Consider the following 12,545-nt stretch of genomic DNA (forward strand, 5'->3'; position numbering starts at 1 on the left):
TGCGCGAAGAGGAGACGGTGATGAGACATCCACTGCTGCGGCTCTGGATCCTGTGTTTCCTGATGCTGGTTTGGTGCCTGTTGTGGGGCCAGTTTTCGATCGCCAACATGGCGAGCGGGCTGGTGGTGGCATTGGTGATCACGCTGTTGCTGCCGCTGCCCGCCGTTCCTGTCGAGGGTCGACTGCATCCCCTGTCGCTACTGAAACTCAACGTGCTGGTGGGGTACTACTTGGTGCTGTCCTCGGTGCAGGTGGCGTGGCTGGCGATCCGCCCGGGCCCACCACCGTTGGCCGCCGTGCTTCGCGCGCATCTGACCCTCAAGTCGGATCTGGTCTTGGCGCTGGCCGTCAACATCTTCAACCTCATTCCGGGGTCGATCGTGCTGGAGATCGACCAGGCCCGCCGGATGCTCTATCTCCACGTCATCGACGTCGGTTCGGAACGGTCGGTGCAACGGTTCTATCGACAGGTCGACCAAGTCGAGCGCCTGCTGGTGGCAACCTTCGAGCGGGATGAGGATTGGCGGCCGGCGGCGGAGCAGAGGGCGGATCACGCATGAACGCCGTCTGGATCATTGCTGCGGTGATGCTGTCGGCTGCGGCCGCCACCACCATGTTCCGGTTGTTGGCCGGGCCGAGCACCCTGGACCGCCTGGTGGCGCTCGACACCCTGGTGGCGGTGACGATGTGCGCGATCGGCACGTGGGCCGCGTTCAGCCTCGACACCACGGTGACCTACAGCCTGACGGCGTTGGCGTTGATCAGCTTTGTCGGGTCGGTGAGCGTGGCGCGTTTCCGGGTGCCGGACACCGACAAGCCACGCGACCGGCGGGGGGCATCGTGAACATCTTCGACATCGTCACCGCGGTCCTGATCCTGGGCGGCTCGACACTGGCGCTGACCGCCGCGATCGGTGTGACCCGGTTTCCCGACACACTGTCGCGCATGCACGCCGCCAGCAAGCCGCAGGTGCTGGGACTGCTGTTGGTGCTGGCCGGTGCCGCGGTTCGGCTGCGCGGCCATGCCGACGTCGGCATGCTGATCCTCACCGGCTTGTTCACCTTGATCACGGCGCCGGTGGTGGCCAATCGGGTCGGCCAACTCGCCTACCGCGAGCAGAACATCCGCGACGACCTGCTGACCCGTGACGAGATGCGCGATTCGGCCGACGACTGATCCCGCGCAGCGAGCCGGCGTCGACGCGCGGGCCCAACGATTCCGCTGACGGCAGGGCGCCGTCGGCATTCGTCGAAGGCGTCCTGGCGGAGCGTCCCGAGGGCTGAGCGGCCGGCGTTACTTCGGCGAAGCCTTTACCTCCGGGGCTGCGAACGTGGTCTCCGGCGCGGTGGGCGGCGTGGTCATCGTGACGGTGGCGCCCAACGTCATCGCGACCGGATCGGTGGTTCCTCCCCCCACCGTGGCCGGGCTGCCGTCGATCGCGGTGACCACACCCATGACGGCCATGGCTCCCAAACCGGCAACCGCCGCCAACATCTTCCCGCGGTGGCGCGGCTTGTCTGGCTGGTTCATCGAACTTCTCCTCAGGTGATCTGACTGGCTTCCCGACCGGAGCCCAAATGTTGGCAGGAGTTCGATGAGAGAACGCTGATAAAAAGTCACGGTGAGCTTCTGCTCTCAGCGTCCTGTCAGGATCGGTGGAGATCGTGGACATGTGACAGCGACTCATCACTGGGCCCGGCCCTTCAGCGCAGCGATCGTTTTCCTCGCCGGGTTCCTCGGCTTGGCCCTGACGGCCCACTCAGCTCACTCCGGTACGACACTCGACCATCGGGTTCTCGATTGGTTCGTCGCATACCGGCAGCCATGGTTGACAACCATTGCCATGGTCGTCACCGATGTCGGCAGCCCGGCGGCCATCGTCGTCTTTGCATTCGTCGCCGCCGCGCTGATCTGGTGGCGCCTGCGCGAGACACTGACCGCAGCCGTAGTGCTCGGCACGGTCGGCCTGGCCTCCGTGGTGAGCACCGTCACCAAGATCGTGGTCGGATCGGAACGTCCACCTGCCGCCGGCCAGTTGCTCGCCGAGACCGACCACTCGTTTCCCTCAGGGCACGTCACCGGCACCGTGGCGCTGCTGGGCATCCTCGCGGTTGTGATCGGACAGCGCCGAGGGCGCACACCGCAGTTGCTGGGCCTGGCGGCCGTGGCCGGACTGGTGGTGGCAGCGACCCGGCTCTACCTCGGCGTGCATTGGCTCACCGATGTCGTCGGAGGTGCACTGCTCGGCTCGGCGGCGGTGCTGATCGGCTCGGCGTTCCTGGTCCGGCGGACATCACCCGCGACCCCGACGCACCCTACGACGGCGAGTGGGCTCAGACTGTCGAGATGACGTCACGCGCTGTTCTGCGCGGTCAACGGTTCAGGCCCCGCGGCTGGGGCATCGCGACGCGGTCGGCGATCGTCGCGGCCACCGTCGTGCTCGTGGTGCACGTCATTGCCGGAGCGGCGCTGATCGCGTTGCTGGGCCACTTTCTGATCTCGGAGATCGACGATGCAGCGACGACCCGCCTGCATGACATCGCGAGTGCGCTGCACTCCGAGCCTCCCAGCGAATTCGACAGTGCCCTCTTGGACACCGACCAGCGGGTCGTCGCGGTTCAGGTGGTCTCCGACCACGACACCGTTGTCTACCGTTCGACGGGTACCCCATCCACCCCGCTGGTTCCCATCGACGGCATCGGCAAGACCCCGACCCGAATGTCCGACGCGGCCTCCGACAACGACCTGCGCATCGTCGGGAAACGAGTGAACACACCCGGCGGTAACTACACGGTGCTGGTCGCCGGCAGCAGCGAGGCCGTCGAGAAAACTGTCCGAACTGTGGCGATATTGCTTTGCAGCGCAGCGCCTTTGGTGATCGTCGTGGTGGCCGTGGCCACCTACCTGCTGGTACGGCGGTCATTGTGGTCAGTCGACGCGATCCGCTCGCGGGTCGCCGAGATTAGCACGTCGGATCTGTCTGAGCGGGTTCCGATGCCCGAAAGCCACGACGCGATCGCCGCCCTTGCCGAAACCATGAATGCCATGCTGGCCCGGCTGGAGACGGGCCACAACGCGCAACGCCAGTTCGTCGGGGACGCCTCTCATGAGCTGCGAAGCCCGCTCGCCACGATCATCTCGGCGTTGGACGTCGCGCAGTCCCATCCGGAGCTGCTCGATCAGGACCTCATCGAGTCGACGTTGATTCCCGAAGCGCAACGCATGCAGGTGCTGATCGATGATCTCCTGCTCCTGGCCCGCGCGGACGAGCGGGGACTGAAGTTGGGCGAAGAGGATGTCGATCTCGAGTCGATCGCCCGAGCCGAGGCCGACCGACTGTGCCGCGAAACGAAGCTCTCGATACACCGCGACATCACCGCGGTGCACCTACAGGGTGACTCAAGGGCCCTGCAGCGGTTGTTGCGTAATCTGGCGGACAACGCTGCGCGACATGCCAATTCAAGCATCGACATCACCCTGAGCGAACACGACGGCACCGTGCTGCTCACAGTTGCCGACGACGGCCCGGGAATTCCCGCGAAGGACCGACGCCGGGTGTTCGACCGGTTCGTGCGCCTGGATTCCGACCGAGCCCGCAGCAGCGGCGGAACGGGCCTAGGGCTGTCGATCGTCGCGGAAATCGTTGCGGCACACGATGGCAGCATTGTCGTGGCCGAACGCCCCGGCGGCGGCACCACTGTCCGTGTTCAGCTGCCGTCCGGGGACTCTCCCGACTCAAGTCGGTAACCGACGCCACGGACGGTGCCGATGGTGTTGGTGCCGAAGGGTGCATCGATCTTCCGGCGGACGTACCGGACGTACACTTCGACGACGTTGTGCGGCCCCGCGTAGTGAGCGTCCCACACGTTGCTCAGGATCTCCGATTTGGTCACCACGGTGTCCTTGTTGCGCATAAGGTATTCGAGCAAGCCGAATTCCCTGCGTGTCAACTCAATTGGAACGCCATCACGGAAAACCATTTTCCGGGCCGGGTCAAGCGACAGCGTGCCCGCCGTCATGACGACCGGGCGCTCCGGGGCACACCTGCGCTGCAGGGCCCGCATCCGGGCGGCGAGCACGTTGAATTTGAACGGTTTGGTCAGATAGTCGTCCGCGCCGAGGTCCAGAGCATCCGTCTCGTCGAATTCACCGTCTTTGGCGGTCAGCATCAACACCGGGGTCCACACCCGTTCGGCCCGAATCCGACGCAACACCTCGTACCCGCTCATCCCGGGCAGCATGATGTCGAGCACGATCACGTCGAAATCGTCTTCGACCGCGTGATGCACCCCGTCCACACCGTTGTCGGCTGTGACGACTACCCAGCCTTCTGCCCGCAGCCCCAAGCTCAGTGTCTTGGTGAGCCGCGGCTCGTCGTCGACGATAAGAACCCGCATCTCGGCGTCAATCCTGCTACCCGGATAACTGAAACTCCACCATGGCCGTCACGGCGGCGACGGCTTCGCTCAATGCATCCAGCCTGGCCGCCTCGCTCGGCGCGGACAGCACCGCGTACCGGTCGGCCTGTCCCATCGGCACCCGCGTAGCCAGCGCGTAGAGGGGATTGACCGGGTCGGCCGCCGCGGCGGTGACGATGTCACGACTGTGCACCGGGACGCCCCGGGCCTCGCCGATCAGGTCGAACAGTGCCACCATGCGGTCCTTCACGTCGGCCAGCCGCGATGCATCGGCGACGCCCGGTTCATCGTTCCAGACTTCGATCTCCGCACGCGGATAAGGAGCGTCGTCCAACCAGTGCAGTACCCGAATACGTTCGGCCATAACACATCTGAGCCCGTAGCGGTCGGCGCCGAGATTCTGGCAGTCGACGATCCGGGCAAGCGCGCCCACGTCGCACCGCTGATCGCCACCGCCCACCTCACGCCCCGCCGAGATCAGCACCACACCGAACGCCGGCTCCGTCATGGCCATGCAGTCACTGACCAACGCGACGTAGCGGGGCTCGAAGATGCGCAGCGGCAGTTCCTCACCGGGCAGCAGCGCCGTCTCGAGAGGGAACATCGGAGTCGCAGTCACGGGTCAGCCGGCCTATAGCTCAAGCTCGCCGATCAGCGCGTCCACGACCTCACGCAAGTCGCCCTCACTCTCCTCGGCGACCCGGCGCTGACGCTGATACGACGCCCCGGAATGGTAAATGTCTGCGACCGCGGCCAATTCGCCGCTGCACCGCAAGGATTTAGCCACCGGCTCCAGTCGGTTGAGCAGCTCGTCGAGATCCTCGGTGACCAGCCGCTCATTGCTGTCAGCGTCGAGGATGATCACCGCATCGAGGCCGTACCGCGCTGCGCGCCACTTGTTTTCCTGCACGTGCCACGGCGGCATGGTGGGCAACAGCTCGCCCGCGTCGAGCCTGCGGTCCAGGTCGACGATCAGGCAATGCGTAAGCGCCACCAGGGCACCCAGTTCGCGGATGTTGGACACCCCGTCGAAGATGCGTACCTCCACGGTGCCCAAGTGTGGCGATGGCCTGATGTCCCAACGGATTTCGTTGAGGTGGTCGATGATGCCCGTCTTCTTCTGGTCGTGGACGAAGCCTTCGAACTCGGGCCACGACTGAAACTGGAACGGCAGACCGGCCGTCGGTAACTGCTGGAACATCATCGCCCGGTTGCTGGCGTAGCCGGTGTCCTCGCCCTCCCAGAAGGGCGACGACGCCGACAGCGCCAGCAGATGCGGGTACTGGTTGAGCAGTGACGAGATGATGGGCATCACCTTGTGCGCCGACGAGATACCGACGTGCACATGCACGCCCCAGATCAACATCTGACGTCCCCACCACTGGGTCCGTTTGATCAGCTCGGCGTAGCGCGGTGCGTCGGTGAGCTGCTGCGCCGACCACTTCGCGAACGGGTGCGTCCCCGCGCAGAACAGCTCCATGCCGCGGGATTCGACGATGCGGCGCACAGTGCCCAGCGTGCCGCGCAGATCGTCCATCGCCTCGGCAGTGTCGGTACACACTCCGGTGACGATCTCGACCGTGTTGCGCAGTAGCTCCTTGTGCACGTGTGGGTTCTCGCCGATCTCGGCGATCACCGCGGCAGCCTCGTTGCTCAGCTCCCTGGTGCCGGCGTCGACGAGAGCGAACTCCCACTCGACACCGACCGTCGGCCGGGGCGACCCGGCAAAATCGATGCGGCTGCTAGCCGGTGCCGATAACACCGCAAGCCACGCGCTTGCCGGCGTCGCCAGTTGCCAGGGTGGTCTCGTCTGGCGGCGGGGCGCCGTTGGTCTGCTGGTAGCGCTCCGGCGGGATGTTGGCGAAGTTGTCGGCCTTCTCGTGGATGATGATGGCCGTCTTGGTGCCGGCCAGCAGATCCGCGGCGGTGAAGGCGTCGGTGGTGGTCACGAGCTTGGCCGACCCGTCGTCACGCACCTGCAGTGAGGTCAGGTCACCACTGGCGGGATGCGCGGTGTGCCCGGGTACCTGGAAATGTCCGCCGGCGGAGTTGAAATCGCCCGGGGCACCGCCGGTCGGGGCGACCGAGTTGGCCTCGCACTTACCCACGGAGTGCAGGTGCAGGCCATGGAAGCCGGGCGCCAGGCGCCCGGGTGTGGTGGTCTCGACAGTGACGGTCGCGAAGCCGTCCGCGAACTGGAACTCCGCGGTCGCCACGGACGTACCGTCGGCGGTCTTGAGGTCAGCGGTCAGGGTCTCGCCCGCACTCTGGGCCCCGGTCGCCCCGGTTCCACCGTGCTCACCGGGAGCTGCCGACGGGGCCGGCGACCCGGTCCAGATCGAGGGTGTGGTGCCCGGCGTGTCGGACGGCACCTGGCCGGGTGGGCTGCAGGCGCTCAGCGCGACAACGGGGGCGGCGAAAAGGACGGCGACACTGACGGGCTTCAGCATGGGCCAAAGCCTAGCCGGTGACGAGCACGATCACGCCCGGTGGTTGCTCATTTAGTTCGGCGCGTCGAGGTTCGACGGGAGCCTCCAGCACCTTGCCTACCTCGTCGGCGGCTTCCTTCTCCCCGGGAGTGTCCCCGAAGTACACGGTGGTGCCGTTGACATCGCCGATCGTGAGGTTATCGGTCTGAACGTCGGCAAAGTGTGCGTCCCGTAATCGGTTGGCCGTGGTCTCGGCGGCACCGGCAATATCCGAGACGTTGAAGACCATGACCTTGATCGTCGCGGGATCTGGCGCAGCCATCGGAGTGGGTGTGGCCGTGGTCGTGGTGGTCGTCGTCGTTGAGGACACCGTGGACTCCGCACCCGAAGAGTCGTCGCCCGAGCCGAGCGCCTGGAATCCGACCAACAGGAAAACCACCCCGAGGAACAGCAGCACCATCACCATGGCACGCAGGGGCAGCCCGGAGGATTCTCGCTGATTCATCGGGTCCACTGTATCGAGCGAATCGCCTGACCCGTCACCGGCGGAGGCCTAAGTGAGGTCAAAGCCGAGCCGCCGCGCGGCCCGAGCCTTCTGCCTGCTGGCCCGCAACCGGCGCAGCCGCTTGACCAGCATGGGGTCGGCGGCCAACGCCTCCGGGCGGTCCACCAGCGCGTTGAGCACCTGGTAGTACCGGGTTGCCGACATGGAGAACAGCTCTTTGATCGCGTCTTCCTTGCTGCCCGCGTACTTCCACCATTGGCGTTCAAATGCCAAAACATCGTGCTCGCGGCGAGTGAGCCCGTCGGTCAGATCAGAGTCGTCTCCGGATCGCTCAGTCCGCGCCATGGCGCCGTCCATATCGCTCCCTTGGACCCTTCCGACACTCGAGAAATGACATCGCTGTGGTTCGGCGATCATTCAACCACGGCTTTCTGGCTTGGGGTGACACCTCAGCCCGCGAGTCGGGCGACGAGGATTACCGACTAAGTTTTCCCCGTGGCTGTCGTACCGATTCGCATTGTCGGAGATCCCGTATTGCATACCCCGACCGAGCCGGTACCCGTCGGCCCTGACGGTTCGCTGCCTGCCGATCTCGCCGAACTGATCCAGACGATGTACGACACCATGGATGCCGCGAACGGGGTTGGCTTGGCCGCCAACCAGATCGGCGTCGCCAGGCGGTTGTTCGTCTACGACTGCGCCGACACCCGCGGCCGCACGCAGCGCCGCAGGGGCGTGATCATCAATCCGGTGCTCGAAACCTCCGAGATCCCCGAGACCATGCCGGACCCCGACGATGACGACGAGGGCTGCCTGTCGGTGCCGGGTGAACAATTCCCCACCGGCCGGGCCGACTGGGCCCGCGTCACAGGACTGGATGCCGACGGCAACCCCATCACCGTTGAGGGCACCGATTTGTTTGCCCGCATGCTCCAGCACGAGACCGGCCATCTCGACGGATTCCTCTACATCGACAAGCTGGTGGGCCGGCACGCCCGCGCCGCCAAGCGCGCGGTGAAGCGCAACCACTGGGGAGTGCCGGGCCTGTCGTGGCTGCCCGGCGAGGATGCCGACCCGTTCGGTCACTGATGCCGGCACTGCCGACGCCAGGCACCCGGGTCAGCCTGCGCTATCGCCTACCAGCGGGTTCGGCCAAACCATTGACCGACGTCGTCGGACACGTGGAGCAGGTCGAACCCACGGTGCTGGTGCGCACCAAATCCGGTGAGCTCGTGGACATCTCCCCCGCCGATGTCGTGAGCGTGCGGGAACTGTCCCACACTCCGGTGCGCGCATCGGAGATCCGGGCGCTCGAACAAGCGGCCGCACTGGCGTGGCCGGGTACCGCACACCAGTGGTACCGCGGCTGGTTTCTGCGCGCCGGTGGTGGTGTGACCAGCCGGGCCAATTCGGCCGTGCCGCTGGGGATGTCGGCGCAGATCGCCGACTTGCCCGCGATCGTGGACTGGTACCGCGAACGCAGCCTGCCACCGTGGCTGGCGCTACCCGAGCGGCTGCTGCCGATCCGCACCCCGGGCATCAAGCTCACTCGCGTGATGGTGCGCCCGCTGGCATCGACGCCGTCTGTCACGCCGGAGCACCACGCGACACCGGGTGTCACACTGGCGTCGAAACCGGACGCGGACTGGCTGGCCGGCTACGAGCGTGAGGTACCCGTCGACGTCCTGACCGCTGTGGTCGACGGCGAACTGACATTCGCCTCCGTTCCGGGATGCGCGGTCGGCCGCGGTGCACTGACATCGGCGCCTGACGGCACCCGGTGGTTGGGTATCTCGTCGGTGCGCGTGGCGGAAGACAGCCGCAGCCGGGGTTACGCGCGGGCACTGTGTGACGCCCTGATGAGTTGGGGTGCGACCGCGGGTGCGACGCGTGCTTACGTGCAGGTGCTCGCCGACAACGACGCCGCCATCGGGCTCTATGCCTCCATGGGTTTCCGGTTGCACCACCATGGCCGGTATATCGACGCCAACCAGCTCCTCGGGCCGCACCGGCCGTAGAGGTTTTCGATTACTCCGCACTAACTGTCGATGTGCCAAGATCATTTGCCGAGGCTGTGATACGGTTCGCGCCGAACAGGCCAGAAAAGCAAGTAGTAATCAGTTGAGTTCGCCGTGGTCGGATGCCTTTGTCTCCCGAGTTAGGAATGCGCGTGAAGGTTGCTACTACAATTATCTCGACAATAGCACTGACGGTACTTGTGAGCGCTTGTTCTCAGGGGAATGACACTGGTGCAGCCGACCCGGACAAGCAATCCGTGAGTTCTTCGGAAGTACCAACCACGTCGGTCCAACCGCAACGAGCAACGACGGTCGAGGTGCCGTCTGTGAATGAATTCGTCGGTGTTCGGAATGTGAGCGATTGCACCGGTCAAATGGACCGCCAAAGGGTGTCCACCCACAAGCTCTTCGACCCCGCGACCGGAGCCTTCCTGGACCTGCCGAGCCCCGATGTCGCCTCACCGGATGAATTCATGTCCGGCGGATGTGCTGTAACCGAAAACAAGGCCGGTGAGGTCCGAGTTGTTCACGCTGTCACAGCTAAGACACCGTCGCACGGACTGACGCCGGAATCGATTCACACCGACTTGGCGATGTTCGACACCAAATCCGCTGAACCACTGATCGTCAAGCGGTTGCCCGAGGCGCTCGACCGCGGCGCCTGGGTGCTGAGCCCGTCGACAGCGGGGTTCAACATCATCAGCAGCAGTTCAGACGGCAAGTACATCGAATCCGTACGTTATTTCAGCGCGGATACCCTGGAGCCGACTGCAAGCGCTGCCGATAGCGACAACATCTCGATCAGCGGCGCACTCGCAGACGGATATGCGATCGCAAACTACTCCCGCGACAGCTCTAATGTCGAGTTCTTTTCAACCGACGGGTCCAAGATCGGTGAATTCCCCAGCTTTACCGGCGTGATGCCCACCGACAATGGCTTCCTGGTTGAGCGTAAAGCTGATATTGCGGGATCCCCCGCGGGTGTGTACTACTTCGATATGAAATCGAGGGATACTGCCGGGCCGATTGCGCCATACTTGCCGACGCAGGATATCGCGAATTTTGTCAGCAGACTGTGGGGCGATACGCACTTCTTCCATACCTACAACGGCAACGCCTACGGAAATGTCATCCTGTTGAAAGGAGACAAGTATGAGGCGGAGAAGTATCTGAAAGTGTACGACACCGTGGCGAAGAAAGAGTTGTACAACCTCACCGAAGAGCAACTCAAGAGTTTGGACGTCGACCTCGATTCGACATACGTTGGTGGCGACTATCTTTACGTGAAGAAAGATCCGGACAATCCGGTCATCAATTATCGCACCGGGGATGTCGCTTCGTCCGGCTGGAAGTTGTTGCCGGTTGTCGCACTTCCCGACGGTTGGGTTATGTTGCAGCGAACCGCACCCGGAGAAACCGCGACTGGCGCTTACCTGGCCCGAGGTGCGACGGGGCCGTACAGCGGGCCTTGGTTCTGACGCCTCGGCCCCAAGCTGTCCCGGGCCCGAGGAGGGCAATCACGTCATGCCGCCCCACGTAGGGTAGGTGCCCATGCGCCTGGCCACCTGGAACGTCAACTCCATCCGCACCCGTGTCGACCGCGTGACCGACTGGCTGTCCCGTGCCGACGTCGACGTACTGGCGATGCAGGAAACCAAGTGCACCGACGAGCAGTTCCCCACCATGCCGTTCGCCGCGCTCGGCTACGAGGTCGCCCACGTCGGGTTCAACCAGTGGAACGGGGTCGCCATCGCATCGCGAATCGGTCTGGACGATGTGCAGATCGGCTTCGACGGACAACCAGCCTGGGAGGCCGTCGCGGAGGCCAGGGCGCTCGCGGCGACCTGCGGCGGCGTGCGGGTATGGAGCCTGTATGTGCCCAACGGCCGCACCGTGGACTCCGACCACTACCGCTACAAACTGGAATGGCTTGCCGCACTTCGGGACAACGCACGGAAATGGCTGACCGAGGATCCGCATGCACCCATCGCCCTGGTGGGCGACTGGAACATCGCGCCCACCGACGACGACGTGTGGGACATCGAATTCTTCGCCGGCGCCACCCACGTCACCGCGCCCGAGCGGGCCGCGTTCACCGCGATCGTCGAAGCCCAATTCACCGATGTGGTACGGCCTTTCACTCCCGGCCCGGGTGTGTACACCTATTGGGACTACACCCAGCTGAGGTTCCCCAAGAAGCAGGGCATGCGGATCGACTTCATCCTCGGCTCCCCCGCCCTCGCACAGCGGGTCACCCACGCCGAGATCGTCCGTGAGGAACGCAAGGGCAAGCAGCCCAGCGACCATGCTCCGGTACTGATCGAACTCGGCTGAGCCGCCCACCCGGTTGAACCGGGTAGCGATTCCGCCGGAGTCGGGACCGCGCAGACCGCGACGCTCTTCCTCGGCTATCGCGCCGACGCGCCAATGAGCTCCACGGCTTCTGCCACGCTGTCGGTGCAGTGAATCAGGGCCAGGTCGGATTCAGAGATCTTTCCGCCCGCCAGAACCGTGGTACGAATCCACTCGATCAGGCCCGACCAGTAATCCACGCCGAGCAGGATGATCGGGAACTGCGTGACCTTGTGGGTCTGCACCAGCGTCAGCGCCTCGAACAGCTCATCGAGGGTGCCGAATCCGCCGGGCAAGCACACGAACGCCTGCGCGTACTTCACGAACATGGTCTTGCGGACGAAGAAGTAGCGGAAGTTGATACCGAGGTCCACCCAGTCATTGAGGTGCTGCTCGAAGGGCAGCTCGATGCCGAGACCGACGGAGTAGCCACCGGACTCGCTCGCGCCACGATTGACGGCCTCCATCGCACCGGGTCCACCGCCGGTGATCACCGCATAGCCCGCGTGCGCCAGCGCGGTTCCCAGTTCGCATCCCAACCGATACTCGGGTGAATCGGGTTCGGTCCGGGCCGAGCCGAAAACCGTCACCGCCTTGGGTATTTCGGCGAGCGCATCGAAGCCTTCGACAAACTCCCCCTGGATGCGCAGCACCCGCCACGGATCGGTGTGCATCCACCCGGTGCCGTCGCGCCGGCGCAGCAGGCGCTGGTCAGCGGTTGTCGACGCACACCGTTCGCGCCGCAGCTGCACCGAACCACGGATCTGGATCAGCTCGTCGTCGTTCTCGATCACGTTTGTCAGCGTAGGGGTAGCCCGAACCA

Annotated in this window: 17 protein-coding genes; 9 read left to right on the top strand and 8 right to left on the bottom strand. The window is 64.8% G+C overall.

Going from position 1 to position 12,545, the window contains the following annotated elements; genetic code table 11:
• Positions 1 to 20 precede the first annotated feature (20 nt).
• The 3 genes from B133_RS0115330 to mnhG are packed head-to-tail and all read left to right on the top strand — an operon-like array spanning position 21 to position 1,176.
• Positions 21 to 560: a Na+/H+ antiporter subunit E gene (locus B133_RS0115330; protein ID WP_018602336.1), complete on the top strand. Its 540-nt coding sequence runs from the start codon at positions 21 to 23 to the stop codon at positions 558 to 560.
• Positions 557 to 844, top strand: coding sequence for a monovalent cation/H+ antiporter complex subunit F (locus tag B133_RS0115335; protein ID WP_018602337.1), 288 nt, complete (start codon positions 557 to 559; stop codon positions 842 to 844). The genes B133_RS0115330 and B133_RS0115335 overlap by 4 nt, the downstream gene beginning before the upstream one ends.
• Positions 841 to 1,176, top strand: a complete 336-nt coding sequence (mnhG, locus tag B133_RS0115340) for a monovalent cation/H(+) antiporter subunit G (protein WP_018602338.1) — start codon at positions 841 to 843, stop codon at positions 1,174 to 1,176. Before B133_RS0115335 ends, mnhG begins: the two co-directional genes overlap by 4 nt.
• Positions 1,177 to 1,293: 117 nt before the next feature.
• On the opposite strand, the gene B133_RS0115345 is transcribed toward mnhG, so the two are convergent.
• Positions 1,294 to 1,530, bottom strand: coding sequence for a hypothetical protein (locus tag B133_RS0115345; protein WP_232423307.1), 237 nt, complete (start codon positions 1,528 to 1,530; stop codon positions 1,294 to 1,296).
• A 142-nt stretch (positions 1,531 to 1,672) separates the two neighbouring features.
• Here B133_RS0115345 and B133_RS23375 point away from each other — a divergent pair, with 142 nt between their 5' ends.
• Both B133_RS23375 and B133_RS0115355 read left to right on the top strand, forming a co-directional pair.
• A complete protein-coding gene (locus B133_RS23375) occupies positions 1,673 to 2,350 on the top strand; it encodes a phosphatase PAP2 family protein (RefSeq protein WP_018602340.1) in 678 nt (225 codons plus the stop codon).
• The gene (locus B133_RS0115355; RefSeq protein ID WP_018602341.1) at positions 2,347 to 3,747 is read left to right on the top strand and encodes a cell wall metabolism sensor histidine kinase WalK; all 1,401 of its coding nucleotides are present in this window, start codon (positions 2,347 to 2,349) and stop codon (positions 3,745 to 3,747) included. The genes B133_RS23375 and B133_RS0115355 overlap by 4 nt, the downstream gene beginning before the upstream one ends.
• Here the strand turns inward: B133_RS0115355 and B133_RS0115360 are convergent.
• From B133_RS0115360 to B133_RS0115385, 6 genes are read right to left on the bottom strand one after another with little or no spacing between them, the layout of a single operon-like run.
• Complete coding sequence (locus B133_RS0115360) at positions 3,708 to 4,397, bottom strand: response regulator transcription factor (RefSeq protein WP_018602342.1); 690 nt, start codon at positions 4,395 to 4,397, stop codon at positions 3,708 to 3,710. The two genes, B133_RS0115355 and B133_RS0115360, sit on opposite strands and share 40 nt — an antisense overlap.
• A gap of 16 nt (positions 4,398 to 4,413) precedes the next feature.
• Positions 4,414 to 5,022, bottom strand: a complete 609-nt coding sequence (locus tag B133_RS0115365) for an LON peptidase substrate-binding domain-containing protein (RefSeq protein WP_018602343.1) — start codon at positions 5,020 to 5,022, stop codon at positions 4,414 to 4,416.
• Between the two features lie 27 nt (positions 5,023 to 5,049).
• Positions 5,050 to 6,180 (bottom strand): glutamate--cysteine ligase, encoded by a 1,131-nt coding sequence (locus tag B133_RS0115370; protein WP_018602344.1) that lies wholly within the window; start codon positions 6,178 to 6,180, stop codon positions 5,050 to 5,052.
• Positions 6,161 to 6,868, bottom strand: coding sequence for a superoxide dismutase family protein (locus B133_RS0115375; RefSeq protein ID WP_018602345.1), 708 nt, complete (start codon positions 6,866 to 6,868; stop codon positions 6,161 to 6,163). Before B133_RS0115375 ends, B133_RS0115370 begins: the two co-directional genes overlap by 20 nt.
• A 10-nt stretch (positions 6,869 to 6,878) precedes the next feature.
• Entirely contained in the window at positions 6,879 to 7,352 is a 474-nt protein-coding gene (locus B133_RS0115380) for a LytR C-terminal domain-containing protein (RefSeq protein WP_026256481.1), read from the bottom strand.
• 48 nt (positions 7,353 to 7,400) lie between these two features.
• Positions 7,401 to 7,709 carry a DUF3263 domain-containing protein gene (locus tag B133_RS0115385; RefSeq protein ID WP_018602347.1) on the bottom strand — a complete coding sequence of 103 codons (309 nt, stop codon included), beginning with the start codon at positions 7,707 to 7,709 and terminating at the stop codon, positions 7,401 to 7,403.
• Between the two features lie 138 nt (positions 7,710 to 7,847).
• Here B133_RS0115385 and B133_RS0115390 point away from each other — a divergent pair, with 138 nt between their 5' ends.
• The 4 genes from B133_RS0115390 to B133_RS0115405 all read left to right on the top strand — a co-directional run bounded on the left by B133_RS0115390 (position 7,848) and on the right by B133_RS0115405 (position 11,704).
• Positions 7,848 to 8,441, top strand: coding sequence for a peptide deformylase (locus B133_RS0115390; RefSeq protein WP_018602348.1), 594 nt, complete (start codon positions 7,848 to 7,850; stop codon positions 8,439 to 8,441).
• Positions 8,441 to 9,370: a GNAT family N-acetyltransferase gene (locus B133_RS0115395; RefSeq protein WP_018602349.1), complete on the top strand. Its 930-nt coding sequence runs from the start codon at positions 8,441 to 8,443 to the stop codon at positions 9,368 to 9,370. Before B133_RS0115390 ends, B133_RS0115395 begins: the two co-directional genes overlap by 1 nt.
• Before the next feature lie 326 nt (positions 9,371 to 9,696).
• On the top strand, positions 9,697 to 10,848 hold the full coding sequence (locus B133_RS0115400) for a hypothetical protein (RefSeq protein ID WP_157625891.1): 1,152 nt from the start codon (positions 9,697 to 9,699) through the stop codon (positions 10,846 to 10,848).
• 73 nt (positions 10,849 to 10,921) lie between these two features.
• A complete protein-coding gene (locus tag B133_RS0115405) occupies positions 10,922 to 11,704 on the top strand; it encodes an exodeoxyribonuclease III (RefSeq protein WP_018602351.1) in 783 nt (260 codons plus the stop codon).
• A gap of 74 nt (positions 11,705 to 11,778) precedes the next feature.
• Here the strand turns inward: B133_RS0115405 and B133_RS0115410 are convergent, their stop codons facing one another.
• Positions 11,779 to 12,516 (bottom strand): TIGR00730 family Rossman fold protein, encoded by a 738-nt coding sequence (locus tag B133_RS0115410; protein WP_018602352.1) that lies wholly within the window; start codon positions 12,514 to 12,516, stop codon positions 11,779 to 11,781.
• Between the last annotated feature and the right edge of the window lie 29 nt (positions 12,517 to 12,545).

This window comes from Mycobacterium sp. 155 (assembly GCF_000373905.1).
GTDB lineage: Bacteria > Actinomycetota > Actinomycetes > Mycobacteriales > Mycobacteriaceae > Mycobacterium.

Coding starts and splice junctions, on each gene's coding strand:
- B133_RS0115385 (WP_018602347.1), bottom strand. CDS start 7,709: ATGGACGGCGCCATGGCGCGGACTGAGCGATCCGGAGACGACTCTGAT.
- B133_RS0115335 (WP_018602337.1), top strand. CDS start 557: ATGAACGCCGTCTGGATCATTGCTGCGGTGATGCTGTCGGCTGCGGCC.
- B133_RS0115375 (WP_018602345.1), bottom strand. CDS start 6,868: ATGCTGAAGCCCGTCAGTGTCGCCGTCCTTTTCGCCGCCCCCGTTGTC.
- B133_RS0115360 (WP_018602342.1), bottom strand. CDS start 4,397: ATGCGGGTTCTTATCGTCGACGACGAGCCGCGGCTCACCAAGACACTG.
- B133_RS0115345 (WP_232423307.1), bottom strand. CDS start 1,530: ATGAACCAGCCAGACAAGCCGCGCCACCGCGGGAAGATGTTGGCGGCG.
- B133_RS0115380 (WP_026256481.1), bottom strand. CDS start 7,352: ATGAATCAGCGAGAATCCTCCGGGCTGCCCCTGCGTGCCATGGTGATG.
- B133_RS0115365 (WP_018602343.1), bottom strand. CDS start 5,022: ATGTTCCCTCTCGAGACGGCGCTGCTGCCCGGTGAGGAACTGCCGCTG.
- B133_RS0115355 (WP_018602341.1), top strand. CDS start 2,347: ATGACGTCACGCGCTGTTCTGCGCGGTCAACGGTTCAGGCCCCGCGGC.
- B133_RS0115330 (WP_018602336.1), top strand. CDS start 21: ATGAGACATCCACTGCTGCGGCTCTGGATCCTGTGTTTCCTGATGCTG.
- B133_RS0115395 (WP_018602349.1), top strand. CDS start 8,441: ATGCCGGCACTGCCGACGCCAGGCACCCGGGTCAGCCTGCGCTATCGC.
- B133_RS0115405 (WP_018602351.1), top strand. CDS start 10,922: ATGCGCCTGGCCACCTGGAACGTCAACTCCATCCGCACCCGTGTCGAC.